15 protein-coding genes are annotated in these 15721 nt (G+C 65.5%); 8 read left to right on the top strand and 7 right to left on the bottom strand.

The features are described 5' to 3' along the window. Position 1: 1 nt before the first annotated feature. Positions 2-1522, top strand: coding sequence for a protein kinase (locus ACIBW7_RS01975; RefSeq protein ID WP_397043137.1), 1521 nt, complete (start codon positions 2-4; stop codon positions 1520-1522). Beyond that, positions 1519-3423 carry a Stk1 family PASTA domain-containing Ser/Thr kinase gene (pknB, locus tag ACIBW7_RS01970; protein ID WP_397043135.1) on the top strand — a complete coding sequence of 635 codons (1905 nt, stop codon included), beginning with the start codon at positions 1519-1521 and terminating at the stop codon, positions 3421-3423. The genes ACIBW7_RS01975 and pknB overlap by 4 nt, the downstream gene beginning before the upstream one ends. A 62-nt stretch (positions 3424-3485) precedes the next feature. Here pknB and ACIBW7_RS01965 read toward each other — a convergent pair whose 3' ends face one another. Next, positions 3486-4604, bottom strand: coding sequence for a dihydrofolate reductase family protein (locus tag ACIBW7_RS01965; protein WP_397043133.1), 1119 nt, complete (start codon positions 4602-4604; stop codon positions 3486-3488). Then, a complete protein-coding gene (locus ACIBW7_RS01960) occupies positions 4601-5245 on the bottom strand; it encodes an aminodeoxychorismate/anthranilate synthase component II (protein WP_397043131.1) in 645 nt (214 codons plus the stop codon). The genes ACIBW7_RS01965 and ACIBW7_RS01960 overlap by 4 nt, the downstream gene beginning before the upstream one ends. Positions 5246-5450: 205 nt before the next feature. Between ACIBW7_RS01960 and crgA the strand changes: the two genes are divergently transcribed. After that, a complete protein-coding gene (crgA, locus tag ACIBW7_RS01955) occupies positions 5451-5714 on the top strand; it encodes a cell division protein CrgA (RefSeq protein ID WP_040697865.1) in 264 nt (87 codons plus the stop codon). 195 nt (positions 5715-5909) lie between these two features. Continuing rightward, a complete protein-coding gene (locus ACIBW7_RS01950) occupies positions 5910-6311 on the top strand; it encodes a PH domain-containing protein (RefSeq protein ID WP_397044143.1) in 402 nt (133 codons plus the stop codon). Positions 6312-6352: 41 nt separating this feature from the next. On the opposite strand, the gene ACIBW7_RS01945 is transcribed toward ACIBW7_RS01950, so the two are convergent. Continuing rightward, positions 6353-7222 (bottom strand): rhomboid family intramembrane serine protease, encoded by an 870-nt coding sequence (locus ACIBW7_RS01945; protein ID WP_397043129.1) that lies wholly within the window; start codon positions 7220-7222, stop codon positions 6353-6355. A gap of 4 nt (positions 7223-7226) precedes the next feature. Beyond that, complete coding sequence (locus ACIBW7_RS01940; RefSeq protein WP_397043128.1) at positions 7227-7754, bottom strand: peptidylprolyl isomerase; 528 nt, start codon at positions 7752-7754, stop codon at positions 7227-7229. 105 nt (positions 7755-7859) lie between these two features. Here ACIBW7_RS01940 and ACIBW7_RS01935 point away from each other — a divergent pair, with 105 nt between their 5' ends. Then, positions 7860-8072, top strand: coding sequence for a hypothetical protein (locus tag ACIBW7_RS01935; RefSeq protein WP_397043126.1), 213 nt, complete (start codon positions 7860-7862; stop codon positions 8070-8072). A 19-nt stretch (positions 8073-8091) separates the two neighbouring features. Here ACIBW7_RS01935 and ACIBW7_RS01930 read toward each other — a convergent pair whose 3' ends face one another. From ACIBW7_RS01930 to ACIBW7_RS01920, 3 genes are all read right to left on the bottom strand, one after another. Then, positions 8092-8910, bottom strand: a complete 819-nt coding sequence (locus ACIBW7_RS01930) for an ABC transporter permease (protein ID WP_040697862.1) — start codon at positions 8908-8910, stop codon at positions 8092-8094. 29 nt (positions 8911-8939) lie between these two features. Further along, positions 8940-9947 (bottom strand): ATP-binding cassette domain-containing protein, encoded by a 1008-nt coding sequence (locus ACIBW7_RS01925; protein ID WP_397043124.1) that lies wholly within the window; start codon positions 9945-9947, stop codon positions 8940-8942. Between the two features lie 714 nt (positions 9948-10661). Further along, complete coding sequence (locus ACIBW7_RS01920) at positions 10662-11603, bottom strand: acyl-CoA dehydrogenase family protein (RefSeq protein ID WP_397043122.1); 942 nt, start codon at positions 11601-11603, stop codon at positions 10662-10664. Positions 11604-11757: 154 nt separating this feature from the next. Between ACIBW7_RS01920 and ACIBW7_RS01915 the strand changes: the two genes are divergently transcribed. The 3 genes from ACIBW7_RS01915 (at position 11758) to ACIBW7_RS01905 (ending at position 15158) form a co-directional block, all read left to right on the top strand. Beyond that, a complete protein-coding gene (locus ACIBW7_RS01915) occupies positions 11758-12468 on the top strand; it encodes a YoaK family protein (protein WP_397043120.1) in 711 nt (236 codons plus the stop codon). Positions 12469-12508: 40 nt separating this feature from the next. Further along, positions 12509-13564, top strand: a complete 1056-nt coding sequence (locus ACIBW7_RS01910) for a hypothetical protein (RefSeq protein WP_397043118.1) — start codon at positions 12509-12511, stop codon at positions 13562-13564. 280 nt (positions 13565-13844) lie between these two features. After that, positions 13845-15158: a cytochrome P450 gene (locus ACIBW7_RS01905; RefSeq protein WP_397043116.1), complete on the top strand. Its 1314-nt coding sequence runs from the start codon at positions 13845-13847 to the stop codon at positions 15156-15158. Positions 15159-15721 lie beyond the last annotated feature (563 nt).

Raw genomic sequence — 15721 nt, 5'->3', positions numbered from 1 at the left:
GATGCTGAACAACGGTGCGATGATCGCCGACCGATATCGGCTGCAACGCCTCATCGCCACGGGCGGTATGGGGCAGGTCTGGGAGGCGCTCGACACCCGACTGGACCGCCGGGTCGCGGTGAAGGTGCTCAAGTCGGAGTTCTCGGCCGACCCGACCTTTCGGCACCGGTTCCGCAGTGAGGCCAAGACGACGGCCCAGCTGAATCACCCGGGTATCGCCGGAATCTACGACTACGGCGAGACCATGGATCCCAGCGGCGGGGAAACCGCCTATCTGGTCATGGAATTGGTGCAGGGCGAACCGCTCAATACGGTGCTGAACCGGCTCGGGCGGCTTTCGGTGGCGCAGGGTCTGGACATGCTGGAGCAGACCGGCCGCGCACTCGAGGTCGCGCACGCTGCCGGCGTCGTGCACCGTGACGTGAAGCCGGGCAATATCCTCGTCACGCCGACCGGTCAGGTGAAGATCACCGACTTCGGCATCGCCAAGGCCGTCGACGCCTCCCCGGTCACCAAGACCGGCATGGTGATGGGTACCGCGCAGTACATCGCGCCCGAGCAGGCGGTCGGCGAGGATGCGACCGCGGCAAGTGATGTGTACGCACTCGGTGTGGTCGGCTACGAGGCACTGGCCGGGCAGCGACCGTTCAGTGGCGACGGCGCGATCACCGTCGCGATGAAACATGTGCGCGAGGCCCCGCCGCCGATGCCGTCCGATCTGCCGCCCAATGTGCGCGAGCTGATCGAGATCACCATGGGCAAGGATCCGGCTCTGCGGTACGCCAGCGGCGGCGAATTCGCCGACGCCGTCGCCGCCGTGCGTGCCGGACGGCGCCCACCACCGCCGATCACCACCGCAGGACCGACGGCGACCGGTGCGACCCGGGTGCTGCCGCCCGGCCCGACCGTGATTCTGCCGTCGCATGACCACGATGGCCCGACGGTCCGGTACAACACCCCGGCCACCCCCATGGGGGTCGGGGGCGCTGCTTCGACCAGACAAACCCCCGCAGGCGCGCCCAGGACCGTGATGAGTTCCGGCGCCGCCCGCGCCAACCCCGGGCCCGGCCCGGAGACCTCGAAGTTCACCACCGGCCAGAAGGTCGGCGCGGCCGTGGCCGTCGGCGCGGTGCTGCTCGTCGGACTCGTTTTGTGGCTGCTGTTCGGCGGCGATACCAATCCGGATACCGTGCGCCCGGTCACCACCACCACGAAGGTCGCGCCGCCGCCGGTCACCACGCCGCCGCCGACGACAACCGAGGAGCCGACGACCGTCGTCACCACGACCAGAGCGGCCCCGCCACCGCCACCGACCGCAGAACCGACGACGACAACGCAACCACCGACCACAACGCCGAGTACCACAGCGCCGAGTACGACGAAGCCGTCGAAGACGACGAGTCCGTCCACCACCACAAGAGGCTCGTGGTTCCCTACGCTCGATTTACCATTTCCGGATAGTCCCGGTGCCCGAGGACCCTCGGCCACTCCAGGCGCTGCTACTCCGCAAGGACAACCATGACGACCCCGAAGAATCTCTCCTCCCGCTACGAGCTGGGTGAGATCATCGGGTTCGGCGGCATGTCCGAAGTCCACAAGGCGCGCGATCTACGGCTCAGCCGGGACGTCGCGATCAAGGTGTTGCGTGCCGACCTGGCCCGCGACCCGACGTTCTACCTGCGCTTCAAGCGCGAGGCGCAGAACGCCGCCGCACTGAACCATCCGGCCATCGTCGCGGTGTACGACACCGGCGAGGCGGAGGTGGACGGCGGCCCGCTGCCGTACATCGTGATGGAGTACGTCGACGGTGACACGCTGCGTGACATCGTGCGCGGTAGTGGTCCGATACCGCCGCGCCGGGCCATGGAGGTCGTCGCCGACGTCTGCGCCGCACTGGATTTCAGCCATAAGGCCGGAATCGTGCACCGCGACATGAAGCCGGCGAACATCATGATCAACCGGGCCGGTGCGGTGAAGGTGATGGACTTCGGCATCGCGCGGGCGATCGCCGACAGCTCCAACCCGATGACCCAGACTGCGGCCGTTATCGGTACCGCGCAATATCTTTCGCCTGAGCAGGCGCGCGGTGAGACCGTCGACGCCCGCTCGGATGTCTATTCCGTCGGCTGTGTGCTGTTCGAAATCCTCACCGGCGAGCCGCCTTTCACCGGTGACTCGCCGATCGCCGTTGCCTACCAGCACGTCCGGGAGGATCCACGGCTGCCATCGCATGTCCACAACGGAGTACCGCGCGAGCTGGATTCCGTCGTACTCAAGGCGATGAGCAAGAATCCGGCCAACCGATACCAGTCTGCCGCCGAGATGCGTGCCGATCTGATCCGGGTGCTCGGCGGCCAGAAGCCGAGCGCGCCGATGGTGATGACCGACGAGGACCGCACCACCATCCTCGGCTCGAACGAACCGGCGCCGCGCAGCTTCCGCACCGTCGAACGCAATGACGACACCGCCGAGCAGGAACCCGCCGAACCGGCGAGTCCGCGCCGCAATCTCTATATCGCGCTCGGCGCCGCAGCGGCGGTCATCGTCGCGTTCGCCCTGTTCTGGGTATTGATCGGACCGGGCGCGCGCCCGGATCAGGTCGCCATACCTGACCTTTCGAACAAATCCGCGCAACAGGCCCAGGACTCGCTGCAGAAGCTCGGCTTCACGGTGGCCATCCAGCAGAAGCCGGATAACAAGGTCGCCACCGGCAATGTCATCTCCACCCAGCCGCTCGGCGGCTCTCGGGTCGACAAGGGCAGCACGATCACCGTGCAGGTCTCCTCCGGACCGGCGCAGGTGCAGATTCCTCGGCTCGACGGCATGACCCAGGAGCAGGCGGAGCAGCAGCTGAACGCCAGTGGCTTGCGGATGGATCCGAACGTGCAGCGCAAGCCGTCGAGTGCGCAAGAGACGGACAAGGTGATCGGCACCGATCCCTCGGCGGGCTCGCGCGTCGATGTCGACCGGGCCATCGTTGTGATCCTCGGCTCCGGACCGGAGCAGATCCGGGTGCCGAATGTGGTCGGTCAGGACATCAGCGTCGCGCAGCCGAATCTGGTGGACAGTGCCGGTTTCAAGATCAGCATTCAGGAAGTGCCGTCTTCGAAGCCCAAGGGCGAGGTGATCTCGACCAACCCGGCAGGCGGCGCCAGCGCGGACAAAGGGTCGACGGTCACCGTGCAGGTCTCCAGCGGTGACGTCGTCATGCCGAGCCTGGTCGGCCTGACCACGGCGCAGGCGGTGGACAAGCTGCGGCAGGCAGGTTGGACCGGCACATCGGCACAGATCAGCCAGACCACCCAGGGCACCTTCGATACCAACAGCGTCGGCCGGATCGTCAGCCAGCAGCCCGCGGCAGGATCGGCGATCGGGAAGAACGGAACGGTATCGATAACCACCTACGTCCTCGGTCCGCCGTGATGCCGCCCAGGTCAACGGCCATGATCGACGGAGGGGCGGGCTACCGCAGGCCCTGATTCCGATCAGGAAAGATCCAGGTGGCGATTCATCGACATCGCCTCTTGGGCCAGCTCTGGCAATTCGACCACCTCCACGCCGTGCTGCCGCAATTGCTCCACCCCGACGCAATTGGTCACGAAGGTCGTCGGTTCCCGCCAGGCGATGACGACGCGCGGAATCCCGGCCCGCAGAATCCGGTCGGTGCACGGCAGCCGGGTCGCGGTGGCGCGCTGGGAACACGGTTCCAGGGTGCTGTAGATCGTCGCCCGCGCCAGCCGAGGATCGTCCGCATCGAGCTTGTCGAGCGCGGACTCCTCGGCATGGACCTTTTCATCGGTCTCACGCGAGTAACCGGTCGAGATCTCGAGGCCGTCTGCCACGATGACCGCGCCGACGGAGAATGCGGTCGGGCTGGGCGGGCACAGCCGCGCCAGTTCGATTGCCCGGCGCATGAATTGGATATCGGTCTGTTCCTCGGACTTGCGCGGCAGGTAGCGCAGCAATGCGATATCGCCGATCCGAGTGACATCGGCCAGGTGCATTCGGCGGGCCGGGTAGCTCGCGGGGCCGAGAAAGCGCGGCGCCGCGGCATGTCCGACGACGATCGGCGCGACCGCCATCTGTAATTCGTCGGCCAGGTCCGCCGCGAGAAACTGCGTGTGGATGCGGGTACCGCCCTCGACCATGAGCCGGGCGATGCCGCGGCGGCCGAGATCGTCGAGCAATGCTCCGAGGTCGATATCGGCACCGAGCGGGACCACCTGCGCCAAACCCGCCAACCGATCGCCGAGCTTCGCCGCACCGGCGTGTGTGGTGTAGACGAGTTTGTCACCGCCGTGGTGCCAGAACCGCAGCTCGGGATCCAGATCACCGCGTGCGCTCACGGCGATCTTCAATGGGTACTCCGGTTTTCCGGCCGCGATACGCGCGGCCCGCCGGTCCGCACTGTCGACCAGCAACCGCGGATTGTCGCGTCGCAGAGTCTGCGCACCGATCAGGATCGCGTCGGACTCGGCACGCACCTGGTCCACCCGATCGAAATCCGCGGCATTGGACAGCTTCAGTCGCTCCGGACTCGCATCGTCGATATATCCGTCGACACTGACCGCGACGGACAGCAGGACATAGGGCCGATGCGTCACTGGGTCACCAGTGCCGCGACCTCCGCCTCCAGCATCTCCACCAGCACCTCGGACGGACGCTCGCCGCATACCTCCAGCCAGTTCGCCAACATCCGGTGCCCGCCCTGGGTCAGCACCGATTCGGGATGGAACTGCACGCCGTGAATCGGCAGCGTCCGGTGCCGCATGGCCATCACGATCCCGGACTCGGTGCGCCCGATCACCTCGATATCCTCGGGCAGGGTGTCTTCGAGGACGGTGAGCGAGTGGTATCGGGTCGCGGTGAACGGGTCGGGCAGACCGGCCAGCACGCCCGCGTCGAGATGGAAGACCGAGCTGGTCTTGCCGTGCAGCAGCTCCGGCGCGCGAGTCACGGTGCCGCCGAACGCCTCTCCGATGGCCTGATGGCCCAGACACACCCCGAGCAGCGGAATGCTGTGCCGGGTGCACGCATGCACCAGATCAATGCTCGCGCCCGCTCGATCCGGAGTGCCAGGTCCGGGGCTGATCAGAATGCCGTCGTATTCGGTGACGACCGAGTCCAGATCGACCAGCTTCGGGTCGTCATTGCGCCAGACCACGGCCTCGGCACCCAACTGGCCGAGGTACTGCACCAGGTTGAACACAAAGCTGTCGTAGTTGTCGACGACCAGTACACGCATGCTGACGAGATTACGTGGCGACCCGGCGGACCGTCGCCCGCATTACCAGTTGGGATAGCCTAGAGGCAGACCGGAGGGGACCTGAGCCCTCACCCGGACCGTCTCGGCCCCCGCCGGGTCGGGTTCTGTGGTGCGCGAGCTCGGCCATAATTCAACCGAATCCCGCCCGCCGGTACCCGACCTGAACGCCGAACACGAGGACGACATGCCGAAGTCGAAGGTCCGTAAGAAGACCGACTACACGATCAATCCCGCCAGCCGCACGCCGGTGAAGGTGAAGGCGGGGCCGTCCCCGGTCTGGTACGTCGTGATCATGCTCGGCTTCATGCTGGCCGGGCTGGTCTGGCTGCTGGTCTACTACCTGGCCAACGACCGCATCACCTGGATGGCGGATCTCGGGGCGTGGAACTTCCTGATCGGCTTCGGTCTGATGGTCGTCGGCCTGATCATGACCATGCGGTGGCGGTGACCTGGCGCGATAGCCGGCCCTGTCGAGCGACCTGCAAGCAGTCGCTGACGGCAAGGATTACAGACGTGTCATTCATGCACACCTGTGGATAACCATGTGGACAACTCGAGGAACGATTGGGGAAAGTGACACGTGGATCCCGAATCCGATTCGCCTGATCCGCTTCCCGAACCACGCACCACCTGGACCACGCCGATGGCCGCTCTCGTTGCGGTCACCATCGGCGGTGTGGTGCTGGCCGGTGCCGCCATCCTCGCCGAGGATGGCCCGAGTCGGCTGCTGATCGGATTGGCGGCGATCGGCCTGCTGGCCTTGGCCGGACTCGGATTCCGACAGCGCCCGCGCCTGAGCATCACCGCCGATCCACCGCCGCGACTGGTGGTCCGCACGCTCACCGGACCGACCGAATACACCCGCGATCAGATAATGCGAGCCCGTGTCGTCGGCTATCGCCGCCTCGGCCGCAAGAATCCCATGCTCGAAATCGATGTCGAGCACCACGGCGACGAACGGCTGCTGATCTTCGGCCGCTGGGATCTCGGCACCAGCCCGGACGAGGTCTTCGAAACCCTTGTCGCACACGGACTGGCGCAGTAGCCGCGCGCCGAATGCGCGCGGCGACGTTTCACGTGAAGCATCTACCGCAGTGATATCGCCGCGGCGACGATGACGGCGAGTGCCGCCACGGCGACGGCGGCAACCGCGGCCCAGCCGATCAGCCGTGCGTTCTCTTGGGTTTTCGCGCGCAACCATTCGGGCAGGAAAAGAATGCCGAGTGCGGCGAGGGTGCCCGCGGCGAGGCCACCGAGGTGTCCGGCCAATGAGATACCGGGCAGCGAGAAGCTGATGAAGACATTGATGCCGATGAGGATCAACATCTGATTCGGATTCTGCCGCACCCGGATCAGGATCACGGTGATCGCGCCGAACAGCCCGTAGACCGCACACGATGCGCCCGCGGTGAGGCTGTCCCTGGCGAAAACCATCACGGCGGCCGCACCACCGAGCAGTGACACCAGGTAGACCATCAGATAGCGCACCCGCCCGAGCACCGGCTCGATACTGCGGCCGACCACATACAGCGCGAACATATTGAGCAGCAGGTGGATCGGACCGTAGTGCAGGAAGCCGGAGCCGATCAGTCGCACGTACTGACCATGTGCGACCGCGGGCGGATAGAGCACCCAATCGATGTACAGCGCGGAATGCCCGGTGTTCTCCACCAGACTCTTCGATTGGCCCGCGGTGACCCCGAAGACGATCGTGTTCAGCGCGATGAGCGCATAGGTGACATACGGAATCGGGGTCCGCGCGGTCTGCGCACCGGCGACGGTTCGCACCGGCCGGACCTCACTCTGCCCCTGACGGACACAGTCGACACAGTGCTGTCCGACCGCCGCGGGTCGCAGACATTCCGGACAGGCCGGCCGCCCGCACCGAGTGCAGGCCAGGCCCGTAGGACGATTGGGGTGGCGGACACACGTCGGTGCGGGCGGTTGAGCGTTCATCGGATTATTCGATAGTGATCTTGGCGATGGTGACGGCTTCCTTGGGACGGTCGTTGCGATCGGTCGGCGTGGTCGCGATGGCGTCGACGACCTTGCGCGAATCGGGGTCGACGACCTCCCCGAAGATGGTGTGCTTGCGGTTCAGATGCGGCTGCGAACCGACGGTGATGAAGAACTGCGAACCATTGGTGCCCGGTCCCGCATTCGCCATCGCCAGCAGGTAGCCGCGATCGAAGCGCAGCTCCGGGTGGAATTCGTCGCCGAATTCGTAGCCGGGTCCACCGCGTCCGGTGCCAGTCGGGTCACCACCTTGAATCATGAACCCGTCGATCACCCGGTGGAAGCTCACGCCGTCGTAGAACGGGCCGGAGGTGCCGCCGCTGGCGTTCTCCGTCTTGTACGGTGCCGATCCGTCGGCCAGGCCGATGAAGTTCCGCACCGTCTTCGGGGCGTGGTTACCGAAGAGCGAGATCTTGATATCGCCGTGGTTGGTGTGCAACGTGGCCACGGCGGTCTGATTCGGTGAGGTCACGCCGCCCATCGTGCCACGATCCTCGCAATCTTCGCTGCACCGGGCCGGGTGCGGCTGTGATCTGGGACTACTGCGCGATGCGCAGGTATGTGCCACAGTTGTCGAATGACCTTGGGGCGCCTACTCACCTCCGCACGTTTTCGTAACCGTCTGATCGCCGCGGTCGTCGTCGCGCTGGCCGGTGGCGTGGCCTGGTTGGTCCGCAGCAAGCGTCCACAACCGCCGAAACCGGCGCCGGCGCCGCCGCGAATCGGCTACTCCCGCAACGGTTCCGCGCCGACCCCCTTGGCAGGCGCCGGCGCGGACAACGGTCGCTGACGCCCCGCTCCGATGCCGGTCAGCGGCTGACGGTGCGCTTGTACTGCCGCAGCGCGAGCGGGATGAACACCAGCAGGATGATCACCACCCACGCCAGCGTGGTCGCCACCGGATGCTGCATGGACCACGCGTCCGATTTCGGCGCCATCGGACTGGTATTGCCGAACAGATCGCGGGTCGCCTGGGTGACCGCCGAGACCGGATTCCATTCGGCGAATACCCGCAGCGCCGTCGGCAGATTCTCGAGCGGCACAAAGGTATTGGCCAGGAATGTCAGCGGGAAGATCACCATGAAGCTGGCATTGTTGAACACCTCGGGCGCGCGGACCAGCAGGCCGACCACGGCCATGATCCAGGAGATCGCGTACGCGAACAGCAGCAACAGCACATAGGCCAGCACCGCGTCGAGCAGTGATCCGCGAATCCGCCAGCCGACGACATAACCGGTCAGCGACATCACCACCAGACTGACCACATTGATCACCACATCGCTGATGGTGCGCCCGACCAGCACAGCCGACGGCGCCATCGGCAGCGAGCGGAACCGGTCGATAATGCCCTTCTGCATATCCTCGGCCAGGCCCAATCCGGTGAACGTCGCGCCGAACACCACCGACTGCGCGAAGATGCCCGCGATCAGGAACTCCCGGTAGCCGCCCGACATGCCGGGCACCTCGATCGCCGAGCCGAAGATATATGCGAACAGCAGCACGAACATGATCGGCGACAGCGTCGAGAAGATCAGCACGTCGGGTACGCGCTTGATCTTGATGACATTGCGCTTGGCAATGGTGACGCTGTCGGTGCAGACGATGGTCAGACGTTCGCCGAGCGGCATGCGGATTCTGGTATCCACGGTCGCCGCGGTCATCGCTTGCGTCCTTCCGTTGCTTCGAGCCGATCCGCGGGCTTGTCGCCATTGCCGTTGATCAACTCCTCGGCCTCGTGACCGGTGAGCGTGAGGAAGACATCGTCCAGCGACGGACGACGCAGCCCGACATCGTGAATCTGCACATTGTGGGTGCTCAGCCTGCCGATGGCATCGACGAGCGCCTGCGATCCGTCACTGACCGGAACGGTGATCCGGCGCAGTCCGGGTTCGAGATGGATCTCCCCGTCCGCCAAGCCCTTCAGCGCCTCCTGGGCGGTCGCGAGATTGTCGGCGTGGTCGACGGTGAGTTCGATGCGGTCGCCGCCGACCAGGGTCTTGAGTTCATCCGCGGTGCCGCGGGCGATCACTTTGCCGTGGTCGATCACCGCGATGGCATCGGCCAGCCGGTCGGCCTCCTCCATGTACTGCGTGGTGAGCAAGAGGGTGGTGCCACCGGCGACCAGTTCCTCGATGACATCCCAGAGGTCGAGGCGCGCACGCGGATCGAGTCCGGTGGTCGGCTCGTCCAGGAACAGCACCGGTGGATTGGCCACCAGCGCGCCGGCCAGGTCGAGCCGTCGGCGCATGCCGCCCGAATAGCCCTTGACCGGTCGATCGGCGGCATCGCTCAGGCGGAAGCGCTCCAGCAATTCCCGCGCGCGCTCCTTACTGCGCTGCACGCCCATGTGATAGAGCCGACCGACCATCTCCAGATTTTCGAATCCGGTGAGATATTCGTCGACGGCGGCGTATTGCCCGGACGCGCCGATTCGTGAGCGCAGAGCCTGTGGATTGCGGAGCACGTCGATACCCGCGACGGTCGCGCGGCCGGCATCCGGAATGAGCAGGGTGGTGAGCACCCGGACCGTGGTGGTCTTGCCCGCACCGTTCGGTCCGAGCAATGCGGTGACGGTGCCCTCGGGCACCGCCAGGTCGAGTCCATCGAGGGCGACCAACTGGCCGTATCGTTTGACCAGACCCTCGGCGACGATTGCGTCGGGCATGATTCTCCTGAGGTTCGCTCGCTCCGAGCGAGGTGACCATTACCCGAGTCAGTATTGCCCTGTGCACCGACAATTTCCGGTGATTTTTCGTCGACCTGGGCTTTACCAGCGATCGATGGTCGCGAATTGCCACCGAACACAAAACGGTCGCATCCCGTCCCGGGCGGTGCTCGGGGGTGCCGGATCGGGATGCGACCGGTTTCGATCCTGCCGCCCGATCCCCGTCCGATCGCGCGTAGCGCACTACCCGATTCGGGCCCGGCCGGTACTCGGGTTCCGCGGGCCCGACATGCCCGTGCCCGAACGACACGCGACAAATCCGACCGAATCTGCCGTCCGGTCGATGAACCCCAGCAGCGATTCCGGACGCACAGCAACCGGTCGGCATGGTTTTCACATTCACCCGGACCGCTCGGTGAGCTCATGCTCCGGCCGTAAATCCCTGCGCGACAACATTTTTGACAACAGTCACCGAATCGGCGAGCCGGCCGACAACCGACCGGTCCGGCTACCTGGGCGGCGTCCGCGCCCGTCGCAGGTGAGCCGTCCCGAAAAATCTTGGAAAGTGGCGATCCCCACGCACACACAATCCCGGAACATCGCGTAGGATCATTCACGTCGGCCCCTCCCCCCCGGGCCGACCTTACGCGGGCCTCGGCTAACTCCCCCCCTTCGCCGAGGCCCGCTCCCCATTTCCGGGCAGGTCAGCCCCACTCAGCTATCTGTCGGCACCGCCGGATTCTCCGCCATGCCCACCGATAGCCAGGCCGCCGTCAACCGTTGCGCCCGTACCTTTCCGGCGGTCGCCAGCAACCGACGATCCCGCTCCCACCGCTCGCGAACGACCGGATCGGCCCGTGCCCACAGCGGCTCCAGTTCCGTAAGTACCTGTTCGAAATACGCGTACGCGCCACCCAGTGCGATATGCCCGCCCGGTGAGGTCGGCCGATCCAGATCGAGACCACGCACGAACGCCACCGCGGCGAGTAATCGCTGCAGCGTCGCCTGCGACCAACCGGACTCGCGCCCGACCCGCACCAGCCAGCCGAGGGTAGCCGCGAGCACATGGACGTCCTCGATGGTGCGGAACGGTTTGAGGTAATCCGAGTACCCGTCGCCGGCCAGCGGCTCGGCCACGGCATCGGTGAATGTCACCGAGGCGTGTGGGATTTCGGGTGCGAAAGGCACCGCGGGCAGATTCGTCACATCGACGCCGGGCTGTGCCGCATCGACGAGCACCGCGCGCAGCCGGTTGCGGCCGTCGGCCGCCGTGCCCGCGCTGGCGATCACCAACATCCGCCGCGCGAGTTCGCCCAATGTGGTGAAGGTCTTGGTGCCGTTCACCCGCCAGCCGCCGTCGGTCTCGGTCACCTCGGTCGCGATCGCGGACGGATGCGCGCCGCCTGCCTCGGTCGCGGAAACCGCGACCAGCTCATCGGCCGGGAGTCCGGGCAGCAACGCACGCAGCGCCTGCTGATATCCGGACAGGAATGCGAAACCCAGTCGGTCCGCACCGAATCCACCGGCGATCGCGATATCGAGCGTGGTGTCGAACCGCTCGGCGGCGTCCCGATGCCGCGCCCACGCGTCGGTGATCGACTCGAGCGGTGTCGGATCGAGCGCCTCGGTCAGCAGATAGTCGAACACAGAGTCCACTCGTGCACGCTAACCGAGAATCGTCGCCCGGCTCGCACCCAGGAAGACGGCGACTACCCAGCAATCCTTATCCGGAACGCGGCGATGCGACAGCAGAATCTCAGGATCACCAGGTATCACTGACTCGTCATCCCCCTTGTGAGGAGCCTGACCAGTGACGAAGCCAGATCTCGCGCGCCGAAGGGCGCTGTACGACGCCGAGGCACGACTGTCGTGGGTGCTCGCCGCACTGGCCGGTCTCATCGGAGCCGCGGCCTTCACGCATACCGAGGGCTACTTCGTCACGTTCATGACCGGCAATACCGAGCGCGCCGTTCTCGGCTACTTCCACGACGAACCCGATATCGCCGTCGCCGCGGCCCTGCTCATGCTCTCGTTCCTCGCCGGTGTCGTGGTGGCCTCCTGGTGTCGCACGCACTACTGGTCCGGTCATCCGCACGGCCCGACCCTGCTCACCACGCTCAGCCTCGCCGTGGCATCCCTGCTGGACGGCATCTTCTACTGGGCGACGAGCGCGACCAATATCGACCTCATCCCGATCCTGTTCGTCGCCTTCGGTGTGGGCGCGCTCAACACCTCGTTCGTCAAAAACGGCGAGGTCTCGATACCCCTCAGCTACGTCACCGGCACCCTCGTCAAAATGGGCCAGGGCATCGAACGCCATATCAGCGGCGGCGATTACGCCGACTGGCTCGGCTACCTCCTGCTCTATGCCGCCTTCTGCGCGGGCGCGCTGCTCGGCGGATTGCTGAGCCTGATCGTCGCGGGTTGGGCCATGCTCATCACCGCCACCGTGGTGTGCCTGATCACTACCTGCTTCACCTACCTGCACCTGGACCGCCACGGCCCGCCCACGACGAGCTGACCCACGTGCGCGCCGTCGAGGCGACGGATACGGTTGTCCGGTGGGGAGTTTCGAGGATCCAACGCCGGATCACCTTGCGGCACTTGCACAACACAGCACCTGGTCCGAAATCCGACCGCTATTGCGGCCGATTCTGCGTCCGACGACCTACAAACAGGCCGCACTCGACAACCTGCTGCACCGCTGGCCCGAGGCCGCCGAGATCGACACCCGGTTCGTCAGCCGCCCGGCCTTCCCGTTCGTCGACGAATTGGTCGCGATCGACCTGCCGAACACGCGAACGGTCATCACCTACTCGACCATGGCGCGCTGGCCGGTTTCGGCCGACGAGGTCTTCGCTGCGGCCCGCGAAAATCTGGAAGCCATTGCGCAGCCCCATGATCCGCGCGGCAATGCCATCCTCACCCGCACCGATCGCGACGGCAGCGCATACCTCACCTCCTGGCCGCTCGCCCAGGGTTGGTTGGCGAGCTTCAGTCAGCGCTACGCCGGCCGCCGCCCCGTCGTCTTCATGCCCGACATCGACACACTGATCGTGGTTCCCGATATCCCACACCTGCTCGGCCGCATCTACCGCCAGGTCGAGCAACAGTATGTGGATGCACGCCAACGCCTCTCGCCCCAGGGCTACACCCTCGACCAGGACGAGACCGTCGTCCCCTTCGATCGCGCAGGCCGACACCAACAACACCAGGCTGCCGTCCGCGCCGGATACCGTCTTGCCATGTGGGAGTATGCCGTCCAAGCCCACTGGCTCAACCAGGCGCTCGAACGCGACCTCGAATTCACCCGCTACGACCTGAAGATGGCCATCGTCGGCGACATAAAGCCGGCAGGCACCGACACCCATCCCTACACCTACACCGTCTGGGGCCAAGGCGTCGACTACCTGCTCCCCGCCGCCGACTACATCATGTTCGCCGGTACCGACGCCGATAACAACGCCGTTCCCGTCTGCACCGTTCCGTTCACCGCAGCCCTCGAAATAACCGGCCTCACACCGATTCCCGGCATGTCGCCCATCCGCTTCGAAGCCCGCTTCTGGCCCGATGAAACGATGCTCAGCCAGTTGAAGCGGGCCTCGGTCGCCCTGTGAATCAGGCCGGGACTCGGTCCGCATATCCGGCCGACCACGGCGAACCTGTGCAAAGATGGCACATCGCTCGAACCGCACGACCTTGCACGATGCAGGCCTAGTCGATTACGCGCAGAGCTTCACGCGCCGGCCGTCCGCCCACTTGGCGCGACGCCCGGCCCTATGGACGCAGCGACCACCGCATTTCGCGTCACTCAAAGCTGTTGACGAGCAAGAGATTTCGCTATGTCCAAGGGACGAAGGCCGAAACCGTTCGAACCCGGAGAGGATGTATCAATCAGTGAAACCCGCGGATGAGATCCTCGAGCTGACCGATGAGTTCTACCAACATCCGCACGAGGTCTACGAGGCTCTGCGTAAGCGCGGTCCGATCCATCGCGTGCGCTTGGACGGGGTGCTCGGCTGGATGATCGTCGATCACGATGTGGCGAAGCAGGCCTTCGTCGAGCCGACCATCAGCAAGAAGATCGGATCGCCGCGGGGCCAGGCCGTCATGGCCGAGCACGGCGCCGACGGTCAGTACAACGGCGCCATCAACGACAACATGCTTTTCGCCGACCCGCCGCAGCACACCCGCCTGCGCAGGCTCGTCGCGAGGGCGTTCGCGAGCCGCGCCATCCGGGATCTCGGACCGCGAATCGAGCAGATCGCCGACACCCTGCTGGATGATCTGACCACCCGCGAATCCGCCGATCTGATCGACAGCTATGCCTTCCCGGTACCGATCTCGGTGATCTGCGAATTGCTCGGTGTCCCGGACGCGGACAAGGACGAATTCCGAGCCTGGACGGCCGTCCTCGTCGACGACTCGGCCGACATCGAGAAGCGCACCAGCGCCGGCCTGAGCTTCTTCACCTACCTGACGGACCTGATCGCCGAGCGCAGCGAACACCCCCTCGACGACCTGCTATCGGAGCTCATCGTCGCGAAAGACGACGATGACCGACTCGACCAGCAAGAACTCATCTCCATGCTGTTCCTGCTGCTGACCGCCGGCCACGAGACCTCTGTCAACCTGATCGGCAACGCACTGCTCGAGCTGCTGATCGACCCCCGAGCGGCCGACCGCCTGCGCGCGGACCCGAGCAAGATCCCCGACTTCATCCAGGAAACCCTCCGCTACCAGGGCCCCGTCCACTTCGGCACGGCTCGCTACACCACCGCCCCGATCACCTTGGGAAACCAAGACATCGAAGCGGACGAATTCATCATCATCTCCATCGCCGCAGCCAACCGCGACCCGAACCGATTCACCGATCCGAGCCGATTCGACCCCAACAGCAGCGACGCCCGGAATATCGCATTCGGCCACGGCATCCACTACTGCATCGGCGCCGCCCTGGCCCGCATGGAAGCAACCATCGCCCTCACCCGCTTACTGGCCCGCATCCCAGCAATGTCACTCGACGTACCGGCCATCGACCTGAGGTGGCGCAAGAGCCTGCTCATCCGAGGCCTGACCACCCTCCCCGTCCACCTCTCGACCGCCACCGAGATCGATACCGAAGCCGCAAAGATTCCCGACACAGCGGATCCAATCGCCCCCTGGATCGAACCCGACAACCTGGGTGAGCCACAGTTTTCAACGGTCTAGCCAGGCCCCAGTCGGCCCTTGGTGGCACCCCTGAAGTGGCCACCCCACGCAACCACAACCGACGGGCTGGGGCCGGGCAGGCGAGCCGGATGTGACCATCGATGACAATGCCGCCTCGAACAGTGCGGGCCAGTGAGAACATCGTGGAGGCTAAATTTCGTCGAAGTGGAGGACCTCTTGAACCGTGCCATGCTCAGTGTGTTTGCCGCCGGGGCGATTTCGCTGACGATCGGTCTGCCGTCGGCAATAGCGGCAGCGTCTCCGGACGGGCTTGTGCCGGAATCCACACCGACAACCCACACCGAGGTGACAGCTCCTTTCGATCCCATTTGTCCCCTCTGTTTCCTGCGCGAACTGCTTGAAAGCGGCTCCAGCCACCCGTAACGATCTTGTCCGCGGTCGTCAGTGACACACTCCGGACGTCCACCGGTTACGGCATCTGGAAGGCGAGCGAGGTGCAGAGGCTGGGGGCAGTACTGGGCAAGCGAGCCAAGTGAGAGAACCCGGAGTTGGGCACGCCCATCTGGACAGGCGAACCAGAAGTGGGGATCCAGAGGACTCGG

This window comes from Nocardia sp. NPDC049526 (assembly GCF_044465765.1).
GTDB lineage: Bacteria > Actinomycetota > Actinomycetes > Mycobacteriales > Mycobacteriaceae > Nocardia.
This window is presented reverse-complemented; position numbering and strand designations above follow the sequence as displayed.

Bases quoted from the DNA above. Each gene is read 5' to 3' on its own strand.
- ACIBW7_RS01975 (WP_397043137.1), top strand. From the start codon at position 2: ATGCTGAACAACGGTGCGATGATCGCCGACCGATATCGGCTGCAACGC.
- pknB (WP_397043135.1), top strand. From the start codon at position 1,519: ATGACGACCCCGAAGAATCTCTCCTCCCGCTACGAGCTGGGTGAGATC.
- ACIBW7_RS01960 (WP_397043131.1), bottom strand. From the start codon at position 5,245: ATGCGTGTACTGGTCGTCGACAACTACGACAGCTTTGTGTTCAACCTG.
- crgA (WP_040697865.1), top strand. From the start codon at position 5,451: ATGCCGAAGTCGAAGGTCCGTAAGAAGACCGACTACACGATCAATCCC.
- ACIBW7_RS01950 (WP_397044143.1), top strand. From the start codon at position 5,910: ATGGCCGCTCTCGTTGCGGTCACCATCGGCGGTGTGGTGCTGGCCGGT.
- ACIBW7_RS01945 (WP_397043129.1), bottom strand. From the start codon at position 7,222: ATGAACGCTCAACCGCCCGCACCGACGTGTGTCCGCCACCCCAATCGT.
- ACIBW7_RS01935 (WP_397043126.1), top strand. From the start codon at position 7,860: ATGACCTTGGGGCGCCTACTCACCTCCGCACGTTTTCGTAACCGTCTG.
- ACIBW7_RS01930 (WP_040697862.1), bottom strand. From the start codon at position 8,910: ATGCCGCTCGGCGAACGTCTGACCATCGTCTGCACCGACAGCGTCACC.
- ACIBW7_RS01925 (WP_397043124.1), bottom strand. From the start codon at position 9,947: ATGCCCGACGCAATCGTCGCCGAGGGTCTGGTCAAACGATACGGCCAG.